Annotated in this window: 15 protein-coding genes; 1 reads left to right on the top strand and 14 read right to left on the bottom strand. The window is 27.6% G+C overall.

What is annotated here, in order from left to right; all coding sequences use genetic code 11:
* Window position 1 precedes the first annotated feature (1 nt).
* The 14 genes from CDIF1296T_RS05650 to CDIF1296T_RS05585 all read right to left on the bottom strand — a co-directional run bounded on the left by CDIF1296T_RS05650 (window position 2) and on the right by CDIF1296T_RS05585 (window position 17,250).
* Window positions 2-1,258 carry a glycosyltransferase family 2 protein gene (locus CDIF1296T_RS05650; RefSeq protein WP_009895988.1) on the bottom strand — a complete coding sequence of 419 codons (1,257 nt, stop codon included), beginning with the start codon at window positions 1,256-1,258 and terminating at the stop codon, window positions 2-4.
* A gap of 48 nt (window positions 1,259-1,306) precedes the next feature.
* A complete protein-coding gene (locus tag CDIF1296T_RS05645) occupies window positions 1,307-2,971 on the bottom strand; it encodes a DUF2334 domain-containing protein (protein WP_009895986.1) in 1,665 nt (554 codons plus the stop codon).
* On the bottom strand, window positions 2,961-3,809 hold the full coding sequence (locus tag CDIF1296T_RS05640) for a diguanylate cyclase domain-containing protein (protein ID WP_003437011.1): 849 nt from the start codon (window positions 3,807-3,809) through the stop codon (window positions 2,961-2,963). Before CDIF1296T_RS05640 ends, CDIF1296T_RS05645 begins: the two co-directional genes overlap by 11 nt.
* Before the next feature lie 229 nt (window positions 3,810-4,038).
* Window positions 4,039-5,091: an ABC transporter substrate-binding protein gene (locus CDIF1296T_RS05635; RefSeq protein WP_009895984.1), complete on the bottom strand. Its 1,053-nt coding sequence runs from the start codon at window positions 5,089-5,091 to the stop codon at window positions 4,039-4,041.
* Window positions 5,091-5,765 carry an ABC transporter permease gene (locus CDIF1296T_RS05630; protein ID WP_003437015.1) on the bottom strand — a complete coding sequence of 225 codons (675 nt, stop codon included), beginning with the start codon at window positions 5,763-5,765 and terminating at the stop codon, window positions 5,091-5,093. The genes CDIF1296T_RS05635 and CDIF1296T_RS05630 overlap by 1 nt, the downstream gene beginning before the upstream one ends.
* A gap of 104 nt (window positions 5,766-5,869) precedes the next feature.
* A complete protein-coding gene (locus tag CDIF1296T_RS05625) occupies window positions 5,870-6,706 on the bottom strand; it encodes an ABC transporter permease (RefSeq protein WP_003432157.1) in 837 nt (278 codons plus the stop codon).
* A gap of 1 nt (window position 6,707) precedes the next feature.
* Window positions 6,708-7,751: a spermidine/putrescine ABC transporter ATP-binding protein gene (gene potA / locus CDIF1296T_RS05620; RefSeq protein ID WP_003437017.1), complete on the bottom strand. Its 1,044-nt coding sequence runs from the start codon at window positions 7,749-7,751 to the stop codon at window positions 6,708-6,710.
* Window positions 7,752-7,769: 18 nt separating this feature from the next.
* Entirely contained in the window at window positions 7,770-8,309 is a 540-nt protein-coding gene (locus CDIF1296T_RS05615; RefSeq protein WP_003418769.1) for a helix-turn-helix domain-containing protein, read from the bottom strand.
* Between the two features lie 435 nt (window positions 8,310-8,744).
* On the bottom strand, window positions 8,745-9,434 hold the full coding sequence (locus CDIF1296T_RS05610) for a YczE/YyaS/YitT family protein (protein WP_009892867.1): 690 nt from the start codon (window positions 9,432-9,434) through the stop codon (window positions 8,745-8,747).
* A 452-nt stretch (window positions 9,435-9,886) separates the two neighbouring features.
* The gene (locus tag CDIF1296T_RS05605; protein ID WP_009895982.1) at window positions 9,887-11,794 is read right to left on the bottom strand and encodes a CotH kinase family protein; all 1,908 of its coding nucleotides are present in this window, start codon (window positions 11,792-11,794) and stop codon (window positions 9,887-9,889) included.
* Between the two features lie 16 nt (window positions 11,795-11,810).
* The gene (locus CDIF1296T_RS05600) at window positions 11,811-12,485 is read right to left on the bottom strand and encodes a DUF4956 domain-containing protein (protein ID WP_009895980.1); all 675 of its coding nucleotides are present in this window, start codon (window positions 12,483-12,485) and stop codon (window positions 11,811-11,813) included.
* 116 nt (window positions 12,486-12,601) lie between these two features.
* Complete coding sequence (locus CDIF1296T_RS05595) at window positions 12,602-13,291, bottom strand: polyphosphate polymerase domain-containing protein (RefSeq protein WP_009895978.1); 690 nt, start codon at window positions 13,289-13,291, stop codon at window positions 12,602-12,604.
* A 332-nt stretch (window positions 13,292-13,623) separates the two neighbouring features.
* The gene (locus tag CDIF1296T_RS05590) at window positions 13,624-15,486 is read right to left on the bottom strand and encodes an ABC transporter ATP-binding protein (RefSeq protein ID WP_003437025.1); all 1,863 of its coding nucleotides are present in this window, start codon (window positions 15,484-15,486) and stop codon (window positions 13,624-13,626) included.
* A gap of 36 nt (window positions 15,487-15,522) precedes the next feature.
* Window positions 15,523-17,250 (bottom strand): ABC transporter ATP-binding protein, encoded by a 1,728-nt coding sequence (locus CDIF1296T_RS05585; protein WP_009895975.1) that lies wholly within the window; start codon window positions 17,248-17,250, stop codon window positions 15,523-15,525.
* A 72-nt stretch (window positions 17,251-17,322) separates the two neighbouring features.
* Here CDIF1296T_RS05585 and CDIF1296T_RS05580 point away from each other — a divergent pair, with 72 nt between their 5' ends.
* A complete protein-coding gene (locus CDIF1296T_RS05580) occupies window positions 17,323-18,153 on the top strand; it encodes a MerR family transcriptional regulator (protein WP_009895974.1) in 831 nt (276 codons plus the stop codon).
* Window positions 18,154-18,433 lie beyond the last annotated feature (280 nt).

The following is an 18,433-nucleotide window of genomic DNA, read 5'->3' as shown; positions in this document are numbered from 1 at the left end:
ATCAAAATCTTTCTGTTTTATACCATTTAACCTCTCTTTTAAAAATTATATCTTTTAGATACTCTATCATTCCTTTTATAGCTACAAACAGCCATAGTTGAGAGTATGTAAAATACATTATTGCAACTATGAATATATTTTCAATTGTTGCTTCACCTTTTTCTATAGTAAGGCTTATACTCACTTCTATAATAAATAAAAGATAAGATAGTATCCATATTAGAAAAAAGTTAATTGGAATAGAAATTTCTACTAGTTTAGATATACTTAAAACAAATAAAATATCGGATATAATTACAGATGTTAAAAATAGAAAATATACAGAAAAAAAGTAAGCTATATCAAACACAATCTTATTTCTTCCCTGTTTAAATATATTTTTTATATATTTCATTAATACATATATATTCCCTTTTGCCCATCTAGTACGTTGCTTTATCCACACCTTAACAGTTTCTGGCTCTTGTTCCCATGTTATAGATTGTGGTACAAGCTTTATCTTGTATCCCAATTTATATATCCTAAAACTTATTTCTGTATCTTCTGCAATTGCTTTACTATCCCATCCTCCAATTTCTTCTATGATACTTCTCCTCAATATAAAGTTAGTTCCTGGTATTGTACATAGATTAAAAAGTTGCCATCTACCAGCTTGTGACATCCATTGAAAGCTTAATGTTTCTATGTTTATAAATTTGGTTAATAGGTTTTTATTTTTATTTCGAGTCCTAAATTTCCCAATAACAGCACCTAATTCATCATTCATTACTATAGTTTGTACTAAATATCTAAGTGCATTTTTATCTGGTGTGTTATCTGCATCATAAACAGCTATAAAATCTCCTTTTGAAATCGTATATCCAATATTTAATGCATTAGACTTTCCTTTTCCACCTGTTAAACTATCTGTATTTATTATAGTGAAATTATAATTGTTGTACCTATCCTTTATATTTTCTAAAATTTCTTTACTATTATCAGAAGAATTGTCATTTATAACAATAAGTTCCATCTTACTCTTAGGATAATTGAGTAATAGCAAAGACTCCACAGTTCTACCTATCACTTTAGCTTCATTATGAGCAGGAACAAGTATTGATATCATAGGATATTCATCAATTTCTTTTATTTCTTTATCAAAGTTTTTAAAATAAAATATATATCCACCCATAGCTAAAATAATATTTATAAGCAATAAAGACCATATACTAAACAGACTAAATATGAACAAATACTCTGATACATTTAAATCTCTCATAAATTTCTCCTAAAATATTTTAAAATATTGATTCTAATATAAAATCATTTATTTTAAAAATTTCTTTTTATCTATTCTCTTAAAATATATAAATATAATCACAAATATTAAAACACTTATAGATACTATGAATATTAAAATTTTACTAATATTGGATATGGATTTAAATCTAGTATCACTTTTAGTTATTTCATCTAAATCCTTATCATAGTTGACTATAATTTCATCTCCATTATTTCTTATTTGTATTTCATCAACTTTTACCCAATTATTAAAATCTCTTAAATTCATAAATTCTATATTCTGTTTTTCTAAATATTCTATTGTGTTTTTTAGATACTCTATGTTTAAATATGAATGAAAGAAGAACCCTCCACTAAAACCTCTTACAATAGATAATTTATCTAAATTTTCTTTTATATTTTGAAAAGTAAACTTATCTTCTGGGTCTATATATCCTAAATTTTCGGGTATAAATATATTAAACTCCTCTGTATCCCTAATAATATAAGGATATGTATTTGTGCTAAATTTTTTATCATTATTTTGATGTTGCCCCATATAAGTAGAAAAATATTTTTTTAATTCTTTATATCCCTCTGATTCCATTGCATAATGTGGCGCTTCAAATGCAAGAGGATAAATTCCATTCTCTATACATACTCTAAGACCATTCAAAACTCTATCTTTGACAAATATCTTCATATTTTCTTTTAAGGGTTCATCTTTTTTACCATCCCAAAATTCATACCCTTCTCCAGAAACTTCTTCTTTCTTGTATTGATGAGTATATCCATGCAATATCACAGTTCCACCTTTATCTTGCATATATTTTATTGCTTTGACAATTTCAGGGCTTTCTGATAAAGTTATTACTTTATGATTTTTAGGATTTACATATGCTGGTATTAATGCAATCGTAAATGGTATATTCTTACTACTTAAATAATCCGCTATCTCTACAAGATTTTTTGGTTCTCTAAAAGCATGTACATCTTCTATTCTTACAAATATACGTCCTTTATCAAACGTCTTAATGTTAAAAATATCATTAAGTGAATCGCAAAATATATAAAATAAAACTCCATCTAAATCTAATTTTGATACATAAAAAAGATTTTTATCATTTATTATATATGGATACTTATTTAAGGTATCATTAATACTTCCTATTACTTTATTACTTGTATCTTTTGATTCTACAATGTTAAAAACATAATGTTCATCCAAGTTATATGATTTACCTCTATAATTTACACTAACTATATTGTTTGTTTTTCCTACATAGTCTAAATTGTATTTTTTATGTTCCAAAAGATTTTCTATACCATATCCTAACCAACATATAGTTCCTTTATATGAATTTAAGGAACTAATCAAGTTTTTAGTGTTTTTATCATTATTATATGAGTTTTCATTGATTCCTAAAATAAATATATGACTGTAATAATTTTTATTTATCTCACCATCATAGTTACTCAATTTTAATAGCTCTATATCTGAACTAAATCTTCCCAATAGAGTCCTCATAATATTTAAAATATCTCTATTATAAGCTGTTTCTTTCTTAGAATCATATATGATTAATACCTTATCTGTGCTGGAAGTAATTTCTGATGCGTATGAAGATAAGCTAAAATTTGATATTGTCAGTACTATTGATAATACAACTACTAATTTTAATAGACTTTTATTAAATATTTTAAACATCATATTGAAGTTCCTCTTCAACTATATTCTTAAAATTTATACTATCTCCAAAACTACTCTTATATTGTAAAAATGCAATTTTGACATCTATATTTACATATTTTCCCCTATTGTTTAAATCTAAGTTTAATTCTTTTATCCTTTTCTTTATTCTGTCTTTAACAACTTTTGAACCTTCCAAAGATGTATTTGGCATTAGTATCCCTATCATATCTTTTTGTAAACTATAAATTATATCTTCATTTCTTGTACATTCTATAATATTTGAACCAATATATTTTACTATTTTATTAGTTTTGTTTTCACCAAATATAGTCTGTAGGTTTCCGTAGTATGGTAATTTTACTATCATAAGAGAAAAATCAGTATTATGTCTAATAGATTTACTTATCTCCATATTTACATCATTATAAAAAATCTTTAAATTTCTAAGTCCAGTTTCACTATCAATAGTCACTAATTCCTTATACTGTTCAGATAGTTTTTTATTTGTATTTTGCAATTCATTTATGCTTTTGTTCAGATTACCCATTATAATTGAAGATACTGGTGTTGCTATTATCCACATATATGATATAAATTCAACATCCATATTGTGAGTAATATTGTTATATAAAATATAGGATGTATACATAAATATAATTATTGAACTTGTTATCAACCCCACTACTGAATTTGATAAATAAGTTAACATTATTATAAAAAAAATTATTGCTAACATTATGAACACATTCAATTTATTTTCTGTCCTAATCGATAGTATTACTATTCCAACAATTAAAAATATAAAAACGAGCAAAGCCAATATTAATAAATCTATTTTTTTATTTATCCTATTCATTTTTTATAAATTTACACCTCCAATTATTCTATTAAGTTGCCCAGTTTTTCTAATTATTATTAAAGTCATTATACAAATAAGTTTTCATTTATTAATAAACTATTTAAATTGCATATGAATATAACTTAAACAAAAAATAAAACTGTTCAATAATTAGAAAATAAATTTTCTAAAAAAGAACAGTTTTATTAAGTATTTATTAAGTAAATTTACTTAAACCAACAAGACCCTATTTTGATTTTAACTCTATCCAAGCCTTGTCATATAATTTTATATTTTCACCAATATCTTCAAAAGTTTCACATTTATCAAGTACTTCTTTAGATGGATATGCAACAGGATTCTGAGTTATTTCTGGGTCTAATAATTTTAGTGCTCCTGTATTAGGTGTTGAATACCCAATGTACTCAGCATTTACTTTTGCATTCTCTGGGTCTAATAAAAAGTTTATAAACAGCTCAGCTTCTTTCTTATTTTGTGCTGTTGTAGGTACACACATAGCATCTACCCATTTATTAGTTCCCTCTTTAGGTATAGCATAATCAAGGTCAGGATTTTGCTCCATTAGTGTAACTGCATCTCCAGAATACAGCATACCCATTGCCACTTCTCCACCAAGTAATCTATCCTTACCCTCATCATTTACATAAGCCAATACTAAATCCTTTTGTTTCATTAAAAGATTTTTAGCTTCATTTATTTCTTTTGGATTTACACTATTCATGCTATATCCTAATTTTTTAAGAGTTATCCCTATAGTATCTCTAACAGAGTCAAACATCATTATATTTCCCTTATACTTTGGATTCCAAAGTATATTCCAGCTATCCATAGGGTCTTTAACTTCTTTCTTATTGTACAATATTCCAAGAGTTCCCCACATATATGCAACACTATATTCATTAGTTTTGTCGTATACAGGATTTAAAAAACTCTTATCTAAATATTTCATATTAGGTATATTCTTAAAATCTAATTTTTCCAAAAGACCTTCATTTTTCATTTTCTCTACCATATAGTCTGAAGGAAATACTAAATCATAGTGTGTACTACCACTCTTTACTTTTTGATACATCATTTCATTAGTATCATAAGTTGAATATTGAACATCTATTCCTGTTTCTTTTTCAAACTTATCTATAAGAGACTCATCTATATAATCTCCAACATTATATACATTTAAAACTTTTGTAGAATCAGTTGCTTTATTACATCCTGTAAATAAAGTAACTATCATCATACCTACAGCTATAAGGGATATTGCTTTTTTAAACTTAATCATTATTTAATCCCCCTTACTATAGATTCTTTTTTATTAGCTAGTAAAAGTAAACCTAGAACCACTGCAAACATTATTGTTGATAATGCATTTATTTCAGGTTTTATACCTCTTCTAGCCATTCCATAGATTTCTATAGAAAGATTGCTTACACCATTTCCAGCATTAAAGAAACTTATTATAAAGTCATCTATTGACATAGTAAATGCAATTAAAAATCCAGAAACTATACCTGGTTTTATTTGTGGTAAAATTACTTTTCTAAGAGCGTATATAGGTGTTGCTCCCAAGTCCATAGCTGCATCTTCTATATTATCAGGTAATTGCTTCATTTTTGGCAAAACTGAAAGTATAACGTATGGCAAACAAAACATTATGTGTGCCAATAGCATTGTTGTAAATCCAAATTCCATTTTTACAAATACAAACAGACTCATAAGAGCTACTGCTGTAACTATCTCTGTATTTAAAATAGGAAGATAGTTTACATTTAGTATTAATTTCTTACTCTTACCTCTCATCTTATGTATTCCTATAGCACTTATAGTTCCTACTATTGTAGATATTACAGATGCTAATATAGCTATTACAATAGTATAATATAAAGCACTCATTATACTCTCATTTTGAAGTAATTGACCATACCACTTCCATGTAAATCCATTCCATCTTGCCATTGATTTTGAATCATTGAAAGAAAATAGTACCAAAGCAAATATGGGTGCATACAAAAATAAGAATACTAATGCTAAATATATATTAGAAGTTATTTTCTTTAATTTTAAAATAGTAACCCACCGCCTTCTTTGTCAGATTCATCTCCAAATTTTGACATTATAGACATAGATATTAATATTACTATCATCATAAATATCGATATAGCTGAACCAAAGTTCCAATCTCCAACAACTGTAAACTGTTGTTCAATCAAATCTCCAACCAGCATTATTTTACCTCCACCTAACAGTCTTGATATTGCAAAAGTAGTGACTGCTGGCATAAATACCATAGTTATTCCAGACATTACACCTGGCAAACTCAAAGGAAATATAATTTTTCTAAAAACTGTCATATTATTTGCACCCAAGTCATGAGCAGCGTTTATCAAATCATTATCCATCTTTGATAGTGCTGTATATATTGGAAGAACCATAAATGGTAAAAAGTTATACACCATACCTAAAAGTATGGCAAAATTAGTATACAAAATTGCTAATGGTTGTATTCCAAACCAACCTAAAAATGTATTTAAAAGTCCATTTTTTCCTAATATAGCAACCCATGCATATGTTCTTAAAAGAAAGTTCATCCACATAGGAAGAATAAACAATAATATTAATGAACCTCTTCTACTTACACGAGCCTTTGAAATTATATATGCCACTGGATAACCAACTATAAGGCATATTAATGTAGCTCCTCCTGCTAAAAGAATAGAACGCCCAAAAACTTTCATATATATAGGGTCAATTACTTCTTTATAATTCTCAAGTGTAAAGGCATAACCTCCACCTGATTCTTTTGTAAAACTAAAAAATACTACTAATATTAAAGGAATTATTACAAATATCGCACTCCAAACTACATATGGATATGCTAAAAAAGATTTTCTTTTCATCTTAGTTATTCTCTTTTCTCATTATATGGATATCTTCTGGATATATATCCATGCCTAGTTCAGTCCCAACCTCAGCATTTTTAGTATTATGAAGTATCCACAATCTTCCATTTTCATTCAATTCTATCTCGTAATGCACTCCTTTAAACACTGTAGATGTAACTTTCCCCTTTAACATTCCTTCTTCTGGCTTTACCATTTTTATATCTTCTGGTCTTATTACTACTTCTATATTTTCGTTTTTTTCGAATCCTTTATCAACACACTCAAAATCTCTATTACAGAAATTAACTTTATAATCTTCTATCATAATTCCATCAAATATGTTACTTTCACCTATAAACTTAGCTACAAATGAATTTTTAGGTTCATTGTATATATCTTGTGGTGTTCCCATTTGTTGAATTTTGCCCTTATACATTACAACAATAGTATCTGACATAGTAAGAGCCTCTTCTTGGTCATGAGTTACAAAAACAAATGTTATTCCTAATTTTTTTTGGATTCTCTTTAATTCTATTTGCATCTCTTGTCTTAACTTTAAATCAAGTGCTCCAAGTGGTTCATCTAGTAATAATACCTTTGGTTCATTAACTAGAGCTCTTGCTATTGCAATTCTTTGTTGTTGTCCTCCACTCAATGATTCAACTTGTCGTCTTTCAAAACCTTCTAGTGCAACAAGTTTCAAAACCTCTTTTACTTTAGCATCTATTACATCTTTTGGAGTCTTTTTAATTTTTAATCCAAAAGCTACATTTTCATAAACATCCATGTGTGGAAATAAAGCATATTTTTGAAATACTGTGTTTACTTGTCTTTCATATGGTGGCAAATTATTTATCTCCTTACCTTCAAATAAAACTTTACCATCATCAGCATACTCAAATCCTGCTATTATTTTTAATGTTGTAGTTTTTCCACATCCACTTGGTCCAAGTAATGTTAGAAACTCATTTTTCTTTATATCTAAATTGAAATTATCTAAAACAGTAAGTTCTTCATAATGTTTAGATATATCCCTTAATTCTATTATATTTTCTACCAATTATTAAACACCTCTATTCTAAAATGATGGTGGCGTACTTACCCAAATCACTTTTGCTGTAGTTTTGCCCTCGTTTGATATATAGTGATTTGCTTTCGGTCTAAAGTAAAAACTCTCTCCTTTTTTTACTTTATTTTTCTTTTCGCCTATATGGACATATATTGAACCTGCTAATACATATCCAAATTCTTCACCTTCATGTGGCTTTTCTTCTTTATACTGTCCTCCTGGATACAATGTTATTATTATTGGCTCCATTTCATTTTTTTGTGAATTTGGAATTAACCACTTTAATTTATATTTTAAATCTTCATCTTCAGTTTCAAACATATCTTCTTTTGTAAAACTGATTCTTTCATCATCTATTTCATTAAAAAATTCCCTTAAATTTGTACCTAGTATTTCAAGTATATCTATAAGGGTAGCTATGGATGGTGATGTTAAGTTATTTTCTAATTGAGAAATAAATCCCTTTGACAATTCACATCTATTAGCTAACTCTTCCTGGGTCAGTTGTTTTTCTGTTCTTAATCTTTTTATCTTTTCACCTATATCCATGTTGCACCTCCTAGTTTCTGTTTTATTTTACTAAACATTTTGTTTACTAAACATTGAGTTTAAAATTTCTAAACAACATAGGTAATTATATATAAAATTTGGATATAATACAAGAGTTTTTTTGACATTTTTTTATTTTTTTATTTAGAATAAATACAAGCATTTTAAAGGCTTTGGAAAATACACAGTTTAAAGGTGTTTATATTAATATCTATAAAGTTTAGTATCTCTAATTATAAATTAATTCATTCATTAAATAGAGAATAAGACTTCTAGTACTAAAAAAATATTGAACAAATAAAAAATTGCTAGAAATCTATATTTTATAGTGTTCTAGCAATCCTCATATTTTAATATTCTTTTAATATTCAATTTATCTATCTAAACAAAATGTTAATTTAAAATACTTAACATTTCGTTGAATTTATTCTTAAATTACTTAACTATATTTTGAACAGCAGCCTTTTTCTCACCACTCATATACACTTTGATAAATTTTATATCATCTACTATAAATCTATGTTTAATCTTACTACAATCTAATTTAAATAAGCCAAATACCATTTGTGTGAAATACCCCAATCCAAATGCACTTATTATAGTTCCTATACCAACTTTTCCACCTAATAAAAATCCTACTATTAATGCTCCAACTTCTATAGTACCTCTTATTAATTTAAGTGATTTTCCTGTTTTCTTTTGAATTGCAACCATCAAACCATCTCTAGGTCCACTTCCTAAACCACTTCCCATATAAAATACCATTCCAACAGACAAAAGAACCAATCCTAATATCAACATAATTATTCCTACAAATAAACTATCAGCCTCTGGAATTAAATTACTATATAAAAGTAAATCCATAAAAAATCCAATTAGTAGCATGTTAAAAACAGTTCCCCATCCTACATTTTCTCCAAGAACGACATCAGCAATAACTACTATAGAACCTACAATTATAGAAGCAGTTCCTATAGTTATTCCTATATGATTTGAAAGTCCTTGATGAAATACATCCCAGGGAGATAATCCAAGGTTACAATTTATCGTCAATACTATACCAACTGAACATATAAATAAACCGACTACTAGCTTTAAAAATTTCCATAATACTTTTTGCAACAAATTCTACCCCTCCTAAACATAATTTAACTACTCACTCTAAATATCAAAAGCCAGCAGTTTTCTTACAAAAATCTTATTTTATTAATTTTATAATATACTTCTATGATACATTATTTTATGCTAAATAACTACCATTTTATTACAACTTAGTTACAATTTTTGTCATTATTTTTTGGTGAAGTAATTTATACATTTATCCAACCAATTTCTATCCTTCAAATGTTTTCAATTTCATTTATATTATTTATAAATGAAAAAAACTGTCTAAATATAAGTTATTATACTTAAACAGTTTTTTTATTACTTTATTATGTATTATTAATATGCTGTATTTAATTTTTATCAATTTATTACCTTATATTATTAACCAAATACATTATTTTCTAAAAAAATACTGCTAAGTAAATATTTAGACTTAACAGTATTAAAATTATTTATATTCAATTTTAATCTTATTTTGACTTTATAAATCTTCTTCTCTTTACCCTTGATACACCAACTAACATAATCGACATTATTATCATTGAAGCTCCACCTAAAATTAATTTGAAGTATGTTGTTGTTTTACTCACAGAGCCTCCTCCTCTATTGCCAAAACCTCCAGCTTCTCTTGGATTATCTTGATTTCTATCCATATTCATATTGCCATTTTTACCATTCATATCTCCCTTATCCATATTACCCATTCCTGGTGGCATTTTACCATCCATTCCCTCAGGTGGTTCTGGCATACCACTCATATCCTCATCAAACTTTTCACTACCTTTAATTCCACTTGAACTTTCATCACCAGAGTTTTGCTTTGTCGAAGAAGTTTCTCCACTTAATTGAGATTTTATAGTTTTACTCATATCTTCTGCAACTTCCAAAACCCCTGGTATTGACTTACCTCCTTTACCCATAGGACCTTCTAGCTTTTGATTATTATCATTTCCACTTTTATCTTTATCTGTATTATTCTTACTTTCACTATCATTTGTAGTTTTATTTTTAGTTTCATTATCTGTATTAGCTTTGACTACGCTTGATGTTAATTCAGCATTAACTTCTTTTTCATCACTTTGATTTCCAGAGCGCTTATTTTCACTATTAGAATTATTATTAGAATCACTGTTATTAGAGTTATTGTTGTCAAACCCTTTATTACCAAATCCCTTATTATCACTAGAATCTTCAATTGAAGATGTTATATTTTTTTCAAATTCTTCATAAGTATAAAATGCTGTTGGGTCTTCTTTTACATATGATGCTATCATGTCATGCAATTTTGTTGTCATATTCTCTAAATAGTCTGAATCTAGGTATTTTGTTACTATCTCTTCCAGATATTTATGGTATTTTGTTTTGTATGTCTCATTTTTTAATAACGAGGATATGAGAGGTCTGTCTTCTAAATTACCTGTCGTAGGTTCATCAATTGCTATAGATTGACTACCTCCACCAAAACCACTAAATCCACCAAATGACATATTAAAATCCCATGGTAACATAGAAAATACTCCATCTTGCTCATATAAATAATAGTTATGGGCAAAACTCCCTTGATAGCTATCAAGGTTTAATAAAGCTGTATTTATTGCTATATTTTTAAGGACAGAATCTACATCAAGATATTTTTCAATATCTTCACCTGTATCCAAAGATTTTAATAGTTTTGTGATTTTAGACCAATCAGCTGTCTTTTTATCACTTTCAACGATTAAGTTTGAGTAACTTTCTGGGTCATCTCCTTTATATTGCAACGAGCTTCCTTCATCTGACTTATATAAGTCTCCAGTTACATTACCAAAATTATTTTCAAGATAAGACTCTTTTAATCCTTCTACTGCCAAATACAAACCATGATATTCGCCATTTATAGAGACTTTAGCATATGCAAATTCTGGAGTCGCTAATCCCATTTCCTCGCAAATACTATATGTTAAAAACTCTCTCATATAAGATGGGTCAGAGTAACAGTTATTAAGATTTAATTGAGTAAGCCCTTCCATACTTTGACTAGTATTATACTTATCAAAATTAATCTTATAGCTGTATCTATCACTATCACTATTTGCTACAGATATAAGACTTGAATTTCCTTTAGTTCTTATACCTACGTTTCCATATGTATCTCCATCTACAGTTACTTTTGCAACCTTAAATTCTTCTTTTATAGCATTTTCATTCATATCCTTCAAGTCACTTTCATCTATCTCTATATTAACTTCCATAACCTTGTCTCTGTTAAAATATTTTTCAATATATACATCACTATATAAATCAACACTTTTGTTGCTAGATGTACTATAAACTCCAACTACAGCACATAAAAATATAATCATAATCGAGATAAGAAGGGTAAATTTTTTATCTTTCATAAAAGATTACTCCTCTCTATGCTACATAGTCACCATTATAACTTACAAGAACTGCATTAGTAACTCCATCTACTTGACTCAAGTCATTTATAAGACTTGTTTCTCCATCTTTCATTCTTACTTCAAACACTAATTCTATTCCTTTTTCTGGTGTAACACTTTTTGATTTTATTTGATATTTAGTAAATACTTTTTTAATTTTATCAGTTGCTATATCTTCTGAATCTTCATTATTACAATTTACCATCAATATATATGGAGTTTCAGATATTGTTTTATTTGAAAAGAATATTAGAATCAATCCCATAATTATTGAACCCATGACAGCTAAGGGAATCAAACCTGCTCCTAAAACTATACCTGAACCCAATGACCAAAATAGAAATACTAAATCCATTGGGTCTTTAATTGCTGTTCTAAATCTTACTATAGATAAAGCACCAACCATACCTAAGGATAAAACTACATTTGAAGTAACTGCCAATATTACAAAAGTTGTAAGCATTGTAAGTGCTACAAGCGACACATTGAATGGTCGAGAATACATAATTCCCATATAAGTCTTTTTATAGACCATATATATAAATAAACCTACTAAAAAAGCTGAACCTAGTGCTAAAGCACTGTCCACAAATGAAAAACCTGATACGTTTTCTATAAAACTTGATTTAAAAATATCATTAAATGTCATAATTAAAATCATCCTTCCTATTTTTAACTTATTTATTTTTTATTTTATTTATTTTTAACTTATTTGTTTTTTAACCTTATTTATGTATATCTTTATATAAATCATAGCCTTTATTCTTAAATATATAATCTACTTGAAGCATACTTTGAAACTGCTGTAGAGGTAGTCTTATTAATTTGAATTAAATCCTTTATAAAATCTGGTATAAATTCATCATATTTAACCTCCAATACAGTCATATTATCATCAATTACCGAAACAGTTGGCAAATCTTTATTAAATAAATCTACCGAATTTACAGAAGTTTTAATATCACTATCGATTGTAACTCTTACATTTCCAACTGGATAAATAAAAGCTTCTCTATTGTAATCAACTATGCTTTTTGCCTCTAATCTTTCACATTTTAATTTCAAATAAAATTCTCTTAATAAACAATTTGTCGACTCTTTTAGAAATTCAATATCATTATTTAGTATATTTATTACTTCTTTTTTGGTTAAATTAGTTGATAGCTTTGATGTCATGTTGTAATGTTTGATTTTTTTCTCTAACCTTATATAAGAGCAGTCATTATTATAAAATCTTATCCTAAACTTTTCTCTTATTGCAACGCCATTTAATTTATCCAAAAGTGCTTTATCTTCAGGAGTATCAAAATATAAACTCCTAATAAGATATTTTCCATCTTTAGATGCATTTTCATCTTTCTTCATTATTGGATAGAGTCTTGATTTTAAAGCTAACACATCTGCTTCAGTTATTTTGTGCTTCATTTCAAATCTATAGTTCAATTTTTTATTCACTATTTATATCACCTCTCAATTTATTTAACTCTATTTGATTTATTTTATATTTAGAGTATACTTTACACTACTTTGTTAAATCTCCGTAAAATAAGTGCATCTTTATGGCATATATGTGGCAAACAATATTTACTTCACTAATAATAATGATTATTTTACTTTTATATTGATAAATACATTCTTCAATCTAATTTAGAAAGGAAATTTTATCTTATTTTGATAAATAAAAAAGGTTATATGAAATAGAGAAATACTCTTATTCCATATAACCTTACATGTTACTATATTTAACTTAATATTTATCAATCATTTAGTTGCCTAAAACTTGATAATCATACAACATCTTCATCATATTCACTTGTAAATTGACTGTTATAAAGTTCTTCATAGAATCCTTTCTTTTCAATAAGTTCCTTATGGCTTCCTTGTTCAATAATAGTTCCTTCTTTCATTACTAATATTAAATCAGCATCTCGAATAGTTGATAATCTATGTGCAATAACAAAACTAGTTCTTCCCTTCATCAAGTTATTCATTGCCTTTTGAATTTCTACCTCTGTTCTAGTATCTACACTAGATGTTGCTTCATCAAGAATCAATACTGATGGGTCTGAAAGTATTGCCCTGGCAATTGTTAGAAGTTGCTTTTGACCTTGAGATAGATTAGAAGCATCCTCAGTCAATATAGTGTCATACCCTTGTGGTAAAGTCCTTATAAAATGGTCTACTCTTGCTGATTTTGCTGCTCTTACAATTTCATCCATTGTGGCATCTGACTTACTATATGCAATATTTTCTTTTATACTTCCATTAAACAGCCATGTATCTTGAAGAACCATACCAAACATAGTTCTAAGTTCTCCACGCTTTAAATCTTTTATATTAACACCATCAATAGTAATTCTTCCACCTTGTATCTCATAAAATCTCATAAGTAAATTTACAAGAGTTGTCTTTCCAGCTCCTGTAGGTCCAACAATTGCAATCTTATCTCCTGCATTTAGATTGATATTAATATCTTTCATAAGAATAAAATCATCACTATATCCAAATTTAACATGCTCAAATTGTACTTTACCTTTAGGCATGCTAATAACCTTTGAAGATTCTTCATCCTTTATCTCTTCCACCTCGTCCATAACTGTAAAAACTCTCTCTGCAGATGCTATTGCTGCTTGAAGCATATTTACAATATAAGATATTTCTGTAGTAGGCTCTGATGCTTGATTTACATATTGAATAAACGCTTGTATACTACCAAGAGTCATTGCTCCAGTTGATGCAAATATCCCACCTACAACTGCTATAATAACATAGCCAATTAGGTTTATAAATCTAATAATTGGAGATATTGCATATGACGAAAACTGTGCTTTTCTACTTGCATTATAAAGATTTTGATTTAATATTTTAAAGTTTCTTATAGTATCCTTTTCTTTACTAAATGCTTTAACCACTATTTGACCAGTAAATATCTCTTCTATATTGCTATTTAACTCTCCTAGTGCCTTTTGATTTTCAGAGAATCTTTCTTGTGATTTTCTTGCAATTACAACAGTAATACCCAATGAAACAAGTAATGTTATAGCTGATACTATTGTAAGTGGTACACTTATACTTATCATCATTACAATAGAACCAACTACTGTAACTACTGCTGTAATAAGTTGCATTAATCCTTCTTGTAAACTATCTGCTACTTTTTCTAAATCATTTGTTACTATACTAAGTGTTTCCCCCTTTTTATGAGAATCATAGTACTTAAGAGGAAGTTTATTGAGTTTATCACTTAAATCTTTTCTCATGCTAAGAACTAGATTTTGTGCAACTCCTGACATAATATACTGTTGAATATATATAAATACTGCACTAATTAAGTACAACCCTAGAAGTATTGATACTATACCCCCCATAGTACTAAAATTCACACTGAATTTTGTACCTGTTTGGACTGCAGTTTTTATTCCATTAAATAGTTGGTCAATAGCTTTTCCCATAACCATAGGTGCTAAAACTGTAAGCGCTGAACTTATCAATACTGAAATAAAAATAATTAATATTTTAAACTTTTGTTTTGCCATATATTTTAATAATCTCTTAGTAGTTTTTTTTGCATCCTTAGCTTTTTCTGCTGACATGCCATCTTCAAAACTAAGTACTTCTATATCTTGTTCATCTATTCTTTTTTCACTCATATCATACACCTCCAAATATCAGATTAATTCTTCATCTTATGCAAGTTCTTCTTTACTAAGTTGTGAATCCGCAATTTGCTTATAAACTTCACAATTTTCAAGTAAATCTTTATGTTTTCCAATACCTACAATTTTTCCATCATTTAAAACTATAATCTGATTAGCATCCATGATTGTACTTATACGTTGTGCTATAATTATAGCTGATGAATCTTTGATTTCATTTTTCAACGCTTTTCTAAGTCTTTTATCTGTTTTAAAATCTAATGCAGAAAAACTATCATCAAAGACATATACTTCAGGCTTTCTAACTAACGCTCTTGCAATGGATATTCTCTGTTTTTGACCACCTGACAAATTATTTCCACCTTGTGCTACAAATGAGTCATACTTGTCTTCCATATCAGAAATAAATTCATCAGCTTGAGCTATACTTGCAGCATGCTTTACTTCTTCAATACTTGCATCTTCTTTTCCATACCTTATATTTTCTTCTATTGTTCCACTAAATAAAAAAGCTTTTTGTGGTACAAATCCAATCTTATCTCTAAGTTCTTTTTGAGGAATCTTCTTAATATCCTGACCATTTATAGATATTTCTCCAGATTGAATTTCAAAAAAACGTGGTATTATATTTGCAATAGTAGATTTGCCTGAGCCAGTGCTTCCTATAATTGCAGTTACTTCTCCAGATTTTGCTTCAAATGTTATATTATTTAACACAGGTTCTTCTGATTGTGCATATGAAAAGGTTACATTTTTAAATACTAAATGTCCTCTCTCTGAGACAGTATCTTTATGACCATTTCCATCTACAATTTCAGGTTCTATATCTAATATCTGATTTACTCTATCTGCACATGCACCTGCTCTAGGTATGTACATAAATACCATTACTCCCATGATTAAATAGAATAAAATTAAGATACAATATTCAACAAGTGCCATTATATGACCTATTTCCATATTTCCATTACTGACTCTCATCCCACCAAACCAAATAATACTTACTATACCTAAATTCATTATTAACATTACAATAGGCATAAGTACTGCAAATATTTTATTTATTGAAATTGCTGTTTCAGAATAATCTATTGCAGTTCTATCAAATCTCTTTTTTTCAAAACGACTCCTATTAAAAGCTCTTATAACTCTTACTCCAGTTACTACCTCACGTAACACCCTATTCATATTGTCCATTTTTATTTGCATCATTTTAAACAACTTTATAAGCTTTTTACCAACTAAAAATGCTGAAAGCATGAATAAAAACATTACTACAACAATAATAATTGTCATTGCTTTATCTATAGAATATGCTAAGAATAGACCAGAAACAGTTATAATTGGTGCTGGTAATACTAATTGAATAAACATAAACACAGACTGACCTATTAAAGTAATATCACTAGTACTCCTAGTAATCATTGATGCTGTACCTATATTATTAAAATCATTTATTGATAAATCTTGTGATTTTATAAATACTGCTTCTCTAATATCTCTACAAAATCCAGATGAAAGATTTGCTGATACTTTACAAACTAACACAGCTGATAAAGCTGTTATACCAGCTACTATCATCATCATTAAACCTGTTTTTACAATATAATCTATATCTCCCTTTACTACACCATTGTTTACTATATTTGCTGTAAGTGTTGGTATATACAAAGTTCCAAGTGTTTGTAAAAACGTAAATATCAAAACTACAACAATTAAAACTCTATATGGTTTTAAAAAATGAATTAATTTTTTCATATAATCACACTCCTTTACAAAATACTATGATAAACTATACTGTAACAGGATAGTCAAGGAGGAATTATAATTATGAGTCAAGTTTCAAAAAATTATTTTACAACTGGAGAATTTGCAAAGATTTGTGGAATCAATAAAAAAACACTTTTCCATTATGATGATATAGGTCTTTTCTCACCAGAATTAAAGAAAGAAAATGGATATAGATACTACTCATACCATCAACTTAGCATTTTTGGTATAATTTCTTCACTTAGGGAAGTAAAAATGCCTTTAAAAGAAATTAAAGCTTATATAGACAAAAGAACACCTAATTTACTAATTGAGCTTTTAGAAAAGAAAACCATTGATATTAAAAATGAAATTGAAAAACTAAATAATATTCAAGCTCTAATGGAATCTACTATTTCATTCACTAAAAATGCTTGTAATATAGATGCGAATACTATTACTTTAAAAGAACATGAAGAAGAGTACTTGGTCAAAACACCTGTTACATATAAAGAACAGTTTTTAGGAGATGAGGAAGAAAATTTTTTATATGAATGTATTAACTTTATGGACAACTATGAATTGAGTGATTATGGTACGATTGGCTCAATCATTAAAGGTGAAGATATAATTAATAAAGACTTTGAATCATATTCATATTTATTTACAAAAGTTAATAAAGAGTACAAGAAATATCCTGTATCAATCAAACCAAAGGGACTTTATGTAACTGCTTATCATAAAGGGAGTTATGAAACTATTTACAAGACTTATGAAAAGTTATTAAATTTTTTTAATCAGAATAATTTACGTATTGGGGATTTTGTTTATGAAGAATATCTTCTATATGATATAAGTGTGCGAGATTCTAATGAATATCTAACTCAAATCTCAGCAGAAGTTAAAATGTAAAAGGAGACAAATTATTATGATACAAAGCGAAATAAGTTACTTTAAAAACATTTGGAGTAATAGATGATGAAATTGTAATCTTAGGAATGGGCATTTTAGTCTTATTTACTGGAATTATAACGATATGTTATGCATGTTTAGAAGGTAAAGAGCTTTAATTATTTAAGAATGTAAATGAATCTATTATTTGTATTTTTATAAAAGTGTAAGTAAACTTAAACTAATATAAATTTACTTACACCTTTGCTCATGTTAATTAACCTTACTGAAACATATAAAA

The sequence above is a fragment of the Clostridioides difficile ATCC 9689 = DSM 1296 genome (assembly GCF_001077535.1).
In the GTDB taxonomy this organism is placed as follows: domain Bacteria; phylum Bacillota; class Clostridia; order Peptostreptococcales; family Peptostreptococcaceae; genus Clostridioides; species Clostridioides difficile.
This window is presented reverse-complemented; position numbering and strand designations above follow the sequence as displayed.

What these genes read in the sequence shown, in the direction of transcription:
- CDIF1296T_RS05650 (WP_009895988.1), bottom strand. Translation starts at nt 1,258, where the DNA reads ATGAGAGATTTAAATGTATCAGAGTATTTGTTCATATTTAGTCTGTTT.
- CDIF1296T_RS05645 (WP_009895986.1), bottom strand. Translation starts at nt 2,971, where the DNA reads ATGATGTTTAAAATATTTAATAAAAGTCTATTAAAATTAGTAGTTGTA.
- CDIF1296T_RS05640 (WP_003437011.1), bottom strand. Translation starts at nt 3,809, where the DNA reads ATGAATAGGATAAATAAAAAAATAGATTTATTAATATTGGCTTTGCTC.
- CDIF1296T_RS05635 (WP_009895984.1), bottom strand. Translation starts at nt 5,091, where the DNA reads ATGATTAAGTTTAAAAAAGCAATATCCCTTATAGCTGTAGGTATGATG.
- CDIF1296T_RS05630 (WP_003437015.1), bottom strand. Translation starts at nt 5,765, where the DNA reads ATGGCAAGATGGAATGGATTTACATGGAAGTGGTATGGTCAATTACTT.
- CDIF1296T_RS05625 (WP_003432157.1), bottom strand. Translation starts at nt 6,706, where the DNA reads ATGAAAAGAAAATCTTTTTTAGCATATCCATATGTAGTTTGGAGTGCG.
- CDIF1296T_RS05615 (WP_003418769.1), bottom strand. Translation starts at nt 8,309, where the DNA reads ATGGATATAGGTGAAAAGATAAAAAGATTAAGAACAGAAAAACAACTG.
- CDIF1296T_RS05605 (WP_009895982.1), bottom strand. Translation starts at nt 11,794, where the DNA reads ATGAAAGATAAAAAATTTACCCTTCTTATCTCGATTATGATTATATTT.
- CDIF1296T_RS05600 (WP_009895980.1), bottom strand. Translation starts at nt 12,485, where the DNA reads ATGACATTTAATGATATTTTTAAATCAAGTTTTATAGAAAACGTATCA.
- CDIF1296T_RS05590 (WP_003437025.1), bottom strand. Translation starts at nt 15,486, where the DNA reads ATGAGTGAAAAAAGAATAGATGAACAAGATATAGAAGTACTTAGTTTT.
- CDIF1296T_RS05585 (WP_009895975.1), bottom strand. Translation starts at nt 17,250, where the DNA reads ATGAAAAAATTAATTCATTTTTTAAAACCATATAGAGTTTTAATTGTT.
- CDIF1296T_RS05580 (WP_009895974.1), top strand. Translation starts at nt 17,323, where the DNA reads ATGAGTCAAGTTTCAAAAAATTATTTTACAACTGGAGAATTTGCAAAG.